Consider the following 9,572-nt stretch of genomic DNA (forward strand, 5'->3'; position numbering starts at 1 on the left):
AAAAATCCTATAGAAGGACATTTTATAATTGTCCACTCTATAGGATACATTTTACTGTTTTTAAGACCCAGGGTTATTTTATTTGATAATATTTCTATCTCGATTGCCTCATAATCTTGAGACACTATTTTGAGCTAAAGTAACTTAATCAGCTCTTCTAGCTCTTTAGATAAAGTTTTTGCAAGTTCAAAATCAGTATCTATTAAAGCTCTTGCTATCTTTGTTTCAACAGCCTTTTTCTTTAGTTCTATTTCTAAATAGTCTTTGTCAAAATGGTTAGCATGAATCATTCTTCTAAACTTTTTCATACTCATTTTTCTAATAGTCTTATCTTCAATCATTAAAACATAATCCATACAATTATTTATAAATTGATAATCATGAGAAATCATTAAAATTGCACCATTATAATTTTCTATAGCATTTTCAAGTGCCATTTGAGAATAAGTATCTAAATGACTTGTTGGCTCATCAAGAAGTAACATATTTGCTTTACTAGATGATACTTTAGCCAATTGAAGAATATTTTTTTCTCCACCAGATAAAGATTTTATCTTTTGTTCAATGAAATCTTGCCCAAAGCCATAGTTTGAAATATATCTTCTAATTTCTCCATAAGTTTCAAACCCAGCGTCGTAAAACTCTTGAAGTATAGTATTAGACTCATTTAATATTTCGCCTTGCATCTGTGATAAATAAGCCACTTCAATATCATTATTTATTTGTATACAATCATGATTATTTTTAAATATTGATCTAAGCAAAGTAGTTTTTCCAACACCATTTGTACCAACAATAGCTACTTTATCATTAGATTTAATCTCAAAGTTAACATTTTCTAAAAGTACTTCATCAAATGCTATGCTTAAATCTTCAACTTTTAGAGCAGTAGTTTCTTCTATTTCATTATTAGTAGCTAAATTGATATTAGGTTGTTTAATCTCTACAAACGGAGCTTTTATTCTACGTGCTTCTAATCTTTCTTGTATTTTAACTCTCGCTTTTAATGCTCTACCGTTAGAGGCTTCTGCATTATAAGTTGCTCTCTCTCTTAACTTTTCTATTCTTATCTCATTTTTTGCTATTTCTTCATCATCAGCAATAGATAATTCTTGTAACTCAATTTTAGTTTGAAGTAATGATAAATTATAATCAATATATCTTCCATCAAATTCTTGAAGTTCCGTATTTTCAAGGTGTATAATTTTGTTAAAACAATGATTTAATAAATATCTATTATGCGTGATAATTAACATTGTTTTTTTGTGAGAATTAATTAGGTTTTTAAGAGCATTTAGGTTTTCAAAATCTAAAAACACATCTGGTTCATCCATAATCATTAAGTCTTTATTATTAAGCATTTCCTTAATAACTTGAATAAGTTTGAATTCCCCACCACTAAGTTCAGATATCATTTTATCTTTATGCTTACTTAGATTTGCAAGATTTAGTTTTCTATTAATATTACTTTCAAAATCATCACCATCAATTGCGTCAAATGCGTCTAAGGCTTCTTGATACTGTTCTAATAAAGTCTCAATGTCTGAAGATGTTTCCATTTGTGTACAAATAGATGCAATTTTTTCTTGTAGCTTAATAAATTCTTCGCCTATATATTCAAACACTGTAGTTTCTTTTGTTTTATCTCGTTGTGAAAACTGGCTTACATAACCAATTTTGCAGTTTGGGTCCATTTCTAAATTACCATCAAACATATATTTTTCTGGATCCATAATTATATCTATTAGTGTACTTTTTCCGCTACCACTTGCTCCTATAAAAGCACAGTGTTGACCATCCTCTATTGTAAATGAAATATTATTATATAGATCTTTTCGCGGGAATGAGTAGGACAAGTTGTCAATTTTTATCATATTATTACCTCTCTTTATCATTTAAAAAGAGCTTATAAAAATAAGCTCTTAAATATATAATCTTCAAAGTCTAAGTTTTGCAATTTATTATATATAGTAATGACATTCTTTTTTAATTTACTGTTGATAGAATAACATTTTTTTAGACTAATTTCAATATTTCATATTAAAACTTTTCATGGCTTTCTACTCTAAATAAGATTAGCTTGGAATATTAAAACATTCTCTTTATTTCATATGTAATATATACTTAACCTTTACTATATAAAGTAATATGCCAATTATGACACACTTGTCTTAAATCAATTATATTAAAGCTATTTTCATAAGGTTTTTATATTGACAGTTTTTCAATAAAGTTATAATATCAATAATATTGTAGTTTTTTATAGTACATAAAAAATTATGTTCATTTTAAAACTATTATTAAATATAATTTTTTATATTTAGGTAATCATAAAATTAAAATAAAGGATGATAAAAAATGACAGAACAAAATTTAAACTTGATTGATGAAGTTAAAAGAAGAAGAACCTTTGCAATCATTTCCCATCCCGATGCAGGAAAAACTACATTAACTGAAAAGTTTCTATTATATGGTGGTGCCATTCGTGAAGCAGGTTCAGTTAAATCAAGAAGATCTCAAAAACATGCAGTATCTGACTGGATGGAAATTGAAAAACAAAGAGGTATATCAGTTGCATCAAGTGTTCTTCAATTTGAATATAATAACTTTTGCATAAATATTCTTGATACTCCAGGACATCAAGATTTCAGTGAGGATACTTATAGAACTCTTATGGCCGCAGACTGTGCAGTAATGGTTATTGACTCTGCTAAAGGTGTTGAGGATCAGACAAAGAAATTATTCCAAGTTTGTAAAATGAGAGGAATTCCAATTTTCACTTTCATCAATAAAATGGACCGTCAAGGAAGAGATCCATTTGAACTACTTGAAGATATCGAAAATGTTTTAGGAATTCGCTCTTGCCCAGTAAACTGGCCAATTGGTTCTGGTAAAGAGTTCAAAGGTGTGTTTAACCGTCATAAAAATCAAGTGGAACTATTTGATGATGGTAACCATGGACAATCTATCGCTAATTCTACAACTGGAGATATATCTGATGAAAAATTTAAAACTTTATTAGGTGATGCTCTTCATGAAAAACTATTAGAGGATATTGAACTTTTAGATATTGCTGGAGATAATTTTGATTTAGATACAATATTAGATGGTGAATTGACACCTGTATTTTTCGGAAGTGCTCTTACTAACTTTGGTGTAGAACCATTTTTAGAATCATTCCTAGAAATAACGCCTCCACCAAATCCTCGTAGCAGTAATTTAGGTGATATTGACCCTAGTTCTGATAACTTCTCAGGATTTATATTTAAAATTCAAGCTAATATGGATAAAAATCATAGAGATAGAATTGCATTCCTTAGAATTTGCTCTGGTAAATTTGAAAAAGGTATGACAGTAAATCATGTACAAAGAAACAAAAAGGTTAAACTTTCGCAACCTCAACAGTTTGTGGCACAAGACCGTGTTATAATAGACACAGCTTATCCAGGGGACATTATAGGGATACACGACCCAGGAATATTTAATATTGGTGATACATTAAGTGAAAAGCAATCAAAGTTACAATACACTGGTATACCACAATTTGCTCCCGAACATTTCGTAAGAGTATCTACAAAGAATGCTCTTAAAAGAAAACAGTTCGTAAAGGGTCTTACACAATTATCAGAAGAAGGTGCTATACAGATATTCAAACAACCTCATTCTGGTATGGAAGAACTTATTGTAGGAGTAGTTGGAGTTTTACAATTTGAAGTTTTAGAATATCGTCTAAAACAAGAATATGGTGTTGATATGCTAATGAACCCACTACCTTATCGCCATGTACGTTGGATTGAAAATGATCTTTCCAAATATGGTAGGCTTTCAATGCCAATGGATACATTATTAGTTGAAGATAAAAATAGCAATCCAGTAGTGTTACTTCAAAATGAATGGTCTATTAGACATTTAATTGAGAGAAATGAAGATATAGTTTTAAGAGAAACTTCTTTATAAAAAAATTCGCTTCTAAAATAAATATTAATCCCCCTACGTCTATTTTTTAAACGTAGGGGGATTAATATTTTCATAACTATTTATCTGTTAACCATAATTGTCTATATAATTAAGATAGTTACTTAAAATTGATAATATTTCTAACTTGAACCTCACTAATCCCAAACTTCCTAGAAATAGCCTTATAATCCCCATTAAAACTTTCTCTAATCCTCTTATTCCTAAGCGGCTTAGCAAGACTACTTTCACTCGGAATATACAAACTACTCCCACCTAAAAGTCTCACCAAGTCCTTAAATGCATCAATACCTATAGTATCAACAATGTCTAAAACTGACTCAGGTAGATCTTCTTTACTCAAATACTTAAGCATAAAATCCCTCCCATCTTAATTAAATTATATCACCTACATATCTTTTATAAAATTCTTTAACATACTACTTAATAGTAAATTTAGTAACATAAGTTTAAAAATACCCTGAGTCTCTTTTTAAGACTCAGGGTATTTTAGTTAACATATCCTTTATGATTTTTAAATCCATACTCTAACATTAATTCATCAGCTAAATATTTATAGCCTCTACAATGGATATCTGAAACACCATTTTTAATTAAGTCATAAGTTGTAGAGTTATAGAAATAATCCATACTTTCTAGTACATCTTTACCGGTTTGATTGGAAAATTCCATTATTATCTTTGTGTACATCTTTTGAAGTATCACCTTATTTGCTTCCATTTGATATCACCTCACAATTGTCAAACACTAAGTATTTAAATTCTACATGACAATTTGTACACACCCTATTGTATTTGCTAATATATCTTCACTACTATCTGATAAATCTATTTTATGATGAACTTCTATGTATCTTTTTACATCTATTTTCCTTTTAAATATTCCTTCTATTTATTACTCTTCCATTGAAGACATACTAAAAATTCTCCAAGATCTAATATTTATATAATAAAATCAGTTATTTTCCCATTCAAAATATATTTTTTCACTATCACATTTAGGATACGTTGGTATGTTTATATCTACCTTATATTTTGAGAATGGATTTTTTAAGTATCTTACATTTAAACACGGTTTGTCGTTGATATTTATTATCTCGCAATGTAGTACTCCAGTTAATGATGTATTTAGTATACCACCATTTGATTTCGGCATTACCATACCACTAGCATCAATTTTTAATATTGTTTCTCCTGTATTTATATTATAATCATAAATTTCTTTACCATATAAAACTTCTGCTACATCTTCCCAGTCACACCCAAATGATGAGTTGCTACATATAGCTACAAAAATAGGTCCATCCCATTTATATTTAGATAATTTACCTTTTATTCTCTTTGATATAGACTTAACAGGCTCAATCATTCTAGCTGGTTGACTAACACCTAATTCTACTTTTCTTTTATCGTCGGATTTTCTTGGTATAAAATCTATTTCTCCTCTAAAGTAATCTTTATCTATATAAAGTGGTTCAATGTAGTTACTCTTATCACATATCTTTTCTAAATATCTATCAATCTCTAATTTTATTTCTTTAGGTTTAAAACCTCTACTGATATAATCATAATGAATTATTAAATTATATTTATCACTCTCTATGTTTTTTAGATAATTTAAAAGGATATCTATATCATGATTTTCTTTTTTTACATCTTCTTGAGGAGAAAGGGTCACAACATCTAATAGTGCCTTTTTATTGTCTATAAACCATAAAAGCTCTGGCGTTTTCCCATCTTTGATAGTTGGATCAAATTCAATATTGCCTATACTGCTACAAAACTCAGCTACTAAAAACTCATTTATCTTAGCCTTAAGTTCATCATCATTTTGACTCCTTAACCTTTTATAACTATCTTCTTTTTTCTTATCTTCTATTTTTTCATACCATTGTTCTATAAAATTTTTTAAATTCTTACAGTAATTATTATGCTCTTTTGCTATATATGATATTAATGGCGCTTTCCATTTACCACTTATCTCTGGCAAAGTATTTATGAAATCTTGATCATAAAGTTCTTTCATTTTACATCTCCCTATTTAATTATATATTAGTTTTATTCTCTTCTTTAAATTGCTCATAAGATCCAATTTTTGTGAAATTAATGCTATATGCACGCTCACATTCCTTATATATAATAACTGAATCAACACCTATATCTTCTAATTTTTCATATGTAAGTAATTCACATTCGTCTAAATTCATTACTTGTCTAAGTATCCATTTTCCTAGGTCTAAATTTGGATTTGACATAAGAGCCTTACCGCCATCTTGACATACTTTTGCACTTAATTTACTTTTATCTGGTAATATCAACTCAAATGCTACATCTCTGTTCGGAAAAAAACCTACGAACTCTTTATGTATCCATGATGGTATAGATATATAAACTTCATTAGGATCTCTCTTTCTTCCACCTGCATTCCATTGATTTAACCCACTCTTTTCTGGAACATATTTATCACCTTTCTTAACAGAGTATAGTGGCAAAAATACATGCTCTTTATTTTTCATAATAGGTACAAACTTAAGTAAATCAGATCCATCTGTTACAAGTTTTCTTATTGCTTCAAAAGGATTATCTAGTACATCTATATCTAAATCAATAAGTAAACTATTAGGTGTTATGAACCTCTTATATAAAGTACTCTTAGATAGATTAAAACTATATTCATGCTTATTATCTCTAAATGTAATAGTATTTTTAGATTCTTTTATATTTTTTATAGAATCTATATCTACTTCATCCATGTTTTCTTCAAACACCATTATCTTTCTTTCAGATCTTACAACACAATGATATATCATCTTATGAAGGCCATGTATCCTCATAGTTGAATTAATTCTTTCATTTCTAAGCTCTGCTACTATATTAACTATTTCCTTTGAACCTTTGCCTCTATATAAATCTGCATCCTTATTAAACTCTGCAACTTTTTGGAGAGACCTTCCATTTGTATTTAAAAAAGTTTTCATACCAATTCCAATACCATCTTTAGCTGCATCTGCTGACACATCAGATCTAGATAAATTATCTGCCTCAAAAGCTAGGCAAAACATGTTCTCAGCTTCTCTATATCCTATATATGGGCATTCATTATCACTATATAATCTAGACAATGCACCAATAGACTTCAATAAGTCACAATAATAATTTCTTTGCTTAGTACTTTGCATCTCAAAAAACATAACTAATCTCCCTCAAATATAAAACTTAATTAATTTTTACTTCTTTTTACTATTTTACATAATTTTTACTAATTTGGTCAAACTATCATTACTGAACATACGTTTTATTTTTAATCAAGTAGTGTATTTTTATCTATTTTATGATAAAATTAAACATCATTATATGACACGGAGGTCCACCAAATATGAATAAAGATTATAAAGTAGCAAGTATGTTTGCCGGTATCGGAGGAGTCTGTTTAGGTTTTAAAAATGAAGGTTGTGATCTTGTTTGGGCAAATGAAATAGATAAATATGCATGTGAGACATATAGACATAATTTTAATGGAGCACCTCATTTAGTTGAAGGGGACATACATGATATAACTCGCCCTAAAGACGGAGAGACAATTCATCAGTGCATAGATAGAGTATCCAAATCTATTCCTGATTTTGATATATTAACAGCAGGGTTTCCATGCCAAGCTTTCTCTATAGCTGGCGAACGTAAAGGATTTGAAGATGAGCGCGGAAACTTATTCTTCGAAATCTTGACAATATTGGATGCCAAAAGACCAAGAGCATTTTTACTTGAAAATGTTAAAAACTTAAAATCTCATGATAATGGTAATACTTTTAAAGTTATAAAGGAAAAACTTGAAGGTTTAGGGTATCATGTTAAAGCAGAAGTTTTAAACTCTATGATTCATGGTAATATACCTCAAAATAGAGAGCGTATATTTATAGTCGGATTTAATAAGAAAGAACTTATTGATAACTTTGAGTTTCCAGATGCAATAGATCTTACAACTAAAATATCTGATATAATTAATTTAAACGAAAAGAAAGATGAAAAGTATTATTATAATCAAACTAAATATTATGAAGATCTAAAATTGGAAATGACAAAACAGGATACTCTTTATCAAATAAGAAGAGGACAATATATAAGAGAAAATAAAAATAATGTATGTCCTACTCTTACAGCAAATATGGGTACTGGCGGACATAACGTTCCTCTTGTTTTAGATAATCACGATATTAGAAAACTAACACCAGAAGAGTGTTTATTATTCCAAGGATTTAATAATCCCAAGAGGGATCATCATCACTCATTCCCTGAGTATACGGTTAATGAAAAAGGAACTAAGAGGCCTTATCCAAATGGACAAAAATATAAACAAGCTGGCAACTGCGTAACAGTTACTGTTATTGAAAGAATTGCTAGAAATATAATAAATACACTAAGTAGCGATTATATAAATAATAGCATCTCTGAATTAGTTGCTATTACTCAATATTAAAATAAGCTATCTAAATGATAGCTTATTTTAATATAATTCCTAACTTAGATATAACTTCTAAGCTTTTCTTACTTCCTAATATTCTATTTGTATTTTTATCAGCCCATAAAACTAATTTATCTGTATTTTCCATAAAATTTATATGTTCATCTGATATTTTACTTTCAAATATTACAATTTTAGTTGTATTATAGTCAAAGCTAAATTTCATCTAATATCCCAATCAAAAATCCTCTGATATATGAGCTAAAATGTAGCATAACCTTGTATGCCTTAGTTTTATGAAGTATAAGTTTCTTCATATCGGTGCTTACAACCAAAGGTTCACATCTAAGAGTAACTTTCAACCATAACCCACTTATGCGAAGCATTTATCCTAAAAATACAATCAATCTATATTTATTTAAAATTAACAATATTTCTAACTTGAACCTCACTACCTAGAAATAGCCTTATAGTCCCCATTAAAACTTTCTCTAATCTTCTTATTCCTAAAATACTTAACAAGACTATTCTCACTCGGAATATACAAACTACTCCCACATAAAATCCCTCCAATCTTAATTAAATGGTATCTAGATTTTGGACAATCAATCTGTATTTAAAAGATTTAGAGGTACTTATATAACAACAAACCAAAGTATTTAAATCTTAAATTATTTATTTAAACTTTTTTCTAAAATACTTTAATATAACTAAAAAAATAAATCTCCTATACTCATATTAAGAAAGTAATCAAAATTTCGCTTCACTTGAGCGACGTGTTGGCGAAACTTTTCAAGTTTAGCTGTTACTTTTCTTAAATAAAATTTAAAAGGAGGTAAATATAATGGCTGTTGTTGAAATAAAGAACCCTTCAAGCTTAAAAGTAAGATTAGATTTAGGCATGGTAGATGGAAAATCTAAAACTAGAACTAAATCTTATACTTCTTTAAAACATAATGCTTCTTTGCAAGATGTGTATGATGTTGCTGAAGCTATAATGGGACTGCAAGAACATGGTGTTTTAGACATAATCAAAGTTGATAATACAACACTTGGTGCATAAACCTTTGTATTAAATTTTTATGAAAGGAGAACTTTAATATGGAACTTACTAAAAAATTACTTATGACTTTTAAAAA

The 9,572-nt window shown here is 28.6% G+C and carries 10 protein-coding genes; 3 read left to right on the plus strand and 7 right to left on the minus strand.

Annotation, left to right across the window (positions count from 1 at the left end; genetic code table 11):
- Window positions 1–134 precede the first annotated feature (134 nt).
- Complete coding sequence (locus JWF52_RS08680; protein ID WP_208333181.1) at window positions 135–1,874, minus strand: ABC-F family ATP-binding cassette domain-containing protein; 1,740 nt, start codon at window positions 1,872–1,874, stop codon at window positions 135–137.
- Window positions 1,875–2,358: 484 nt separating this feature from the next.
- On the opposite strand from JWF52_RS08680, the gene JWF52_RS08685 reads away from it, so the two are divergent.
- Complete coding sequence (locus JWF52_RS08685; protein WP_208333182.1) at window positions 2,359–3,957, plus strand: peptide chain release factor 3; 1,599 nt, start codon at window positions 2,359–2,361, stop codon at window positions 3,955–3,957.
- Window positions 3,958–4,075: 118 nt separating this feature from the next.
- Here JWF52_RS08685 and JWF52_RS08690 read toward each other — a convergent pair whose 3' ends face one another.
- The 4 genes from JWF52_RS08690 to JWF52_RS08705 form a co-directional block, all read right to left on the minus strand.
- Window positions 4,076–4,330 carry a Mor transcription activator family protein gene (locus tag JWF52_RS08690; RefSeq protein WP_208333183.1) on the minus strand — a complete coding sequence of 85 codons (255 nt, stop codon included), beginning with the start codon at window positions 4,328–4,330 and terminating at the stop codon, window positions 4,076–4,078.
- Window positions 4,331–4,464: 134 nt separating this feature from the next.
- Window positions 4,465–4,695: a hypothetical protein gene (locus tag JWF52_RS08695; RefSeq protein WP_208333184.1), complete on the minus strand. Its 231-nt coding sequence runs from the start codon at window positions 4,693–4,695 to the stop codon at window positions 4,465–4,467.
- 234 nt (window positions 4,696–4,929) lie between these two features.
- Entirely contained in the window at window positions 4,930–6,000 is a 1,071-nt protein-coding gene (locus tag JWF52_RS08700; protein ID WP_208333185.1) for a hypothetical protein, read from the minus strand.
- 19 nt (window positions 6,001–6,019) lie between these two features.
- Window positions 6,020–7,165, minus strand: a complete 1,146-nt coding sequence (locus JWF52_RS08705; RefSeq protein ID WP_208333186.1) for a phospholipase D-like domain-containing protein — start codon at window positions 7,163–7,165, stop codon at window positions 6,020–6,022.
- 185 nt (window positions 7,166–7,350) lie between these two features.
- Here JWF52_RS08705 and dcm point away from each other — a divergent pair, with 185 nt between their 5' ends.
- Window positions 7,351–8,448, plus strand: coding sequence for a DNA (cytosine-5-)-methyltransferase (gene dcm / locus JWF52_RS08710; RefSeq protein WP_208333187.1), 1,098 nt, complete (start codon window positions 7,351–7,353; stop codon window positions 8,446–8,448).
- Between the two features lie 22 nt (window positions 8,449–8,470).
- On the opposite strand, the gene JWF52_RS08715 is transcribed toward dcm, so the two are convergent.
- Both JWF52_RS08715 and JWF52_RS08720 read right to left on the minus strand, forming a co-directional pair.
- Window positions 8,471–8,659 carry a hypothetical protein gene (locus JWF52_RS08715; protein ID WP_208333188.1) on the minus strand — a complete coding sequence of 63 codons (189 nt, stop codon included), beginning with the start codon at window positions 8,657–8,659 and terminating at the stop codon, window positions 8,471–8,473.
- Between the two features lie 188 nt (window positions 8,660–8,847).
- Window positions 8,848–8,991: a hypothetical protein gene (locus JWF52_RS08720; protein WP_208333189.1), complete on the minus strand. Its 144-nt coding sequence runs from the start codon at window positions 8,989–8,991 to the stop codon at window positions 8,848–8,850.
- 286 nt (window positions 8,992–9,277) lie between these two features.
- Between JWF52_RS08720 and JWF52_RS08725 the strand changes: the two genes are divergently transcribed.
- On the plus strand, window positions 9,278–9,496 hold the full coding sequence (locus JWF52_RS08725; RefSeq protein ID WP_208333190.1) for a DUF1659 domain-containing protein: 219 nt from the start codon (window positions 9,278–9,280) through the stop codon (window positions 9,494–9,496).
- The last annotated feature ends 76 nt before the right edge of the window (window positions 9,497–9,572 follow it).

Source organism: Clostridium sp. CCUG 7971, from assembly GCF_017590215.1.
Classification (GTDB): domain Bacteria; phylum Bacillota; class Clostridia; order Peptostreptococcales; family Peptostreptococcaceae; genus Faecalimicrobium.

Excerpts from the sequence above, each read along its gene's own strand:
- dcm (WP_208333187.1), top strand. The coding sequence starts at position 7,351 with ATGAATAAAGATTATAAAGTAGCAAGTATGTTTGCCGGTATCGGAGGA.
- JWF52_RS08700 (WP_208333185.1), bottom strand. The coding sequence starts at position 6,000 with ATGAAAGAACTTTATGATCAAGATTTCATAAATACTTTGCCAGAGATA.
- JWF52_RS08680 (WP_208333181.1), bottom strand. The coding sequence starts at position 1,874 with ATGATAAAAATTGACAACTTGTCCTACTCATTCCCGCGAAAAGATCTA.
- JWF52_RS08705 (WP_208333186.1), bottom strand. The coding sequence starts at position 7,165 with ATGTTTTTTGAGATGCAAAGTACTAAGCAAAGAAATTATTATTGTGAC.
- JWF52_RS08685 (WP_208333182.1), top strand. The coding sequence starts at position 2,359 with ATGACAGAACAAAATTTAAACTTGATTGATGAAGTTAAAAGAAGAAGA.
- JWF52_RS08725 (WP_208333190.1), top strand. The coding sequence starts at position 9,278 with ATGGCTGTTGTTGAAATAAAGAACCCTTCAAGCTTAAAAGTAAGATTA.
- JWF52_RS08695 (WP_208333184.1), bottom strand. The coding sequence starts at position 4,695 with ATGGAAGCAAATAAGGTGATACTTCAAAAGATGTACACAAAGATAATA.
- JWF52_RS08690 (WP_208333183.1), bottom strand. The coding sequence starts at position 4,330 with ATGCTTAAGTATTTGAGTAAAGAAGATCTACCTGAGTCAGTTTTAGAC.
- JWF52_RS08715 (WP_208333188.1), bottom strand. The coding sequence starts at position 8,659 with ATGAAATTTAGCTTTGACTATAATACAACTAAAATTGTAATATTTGAA.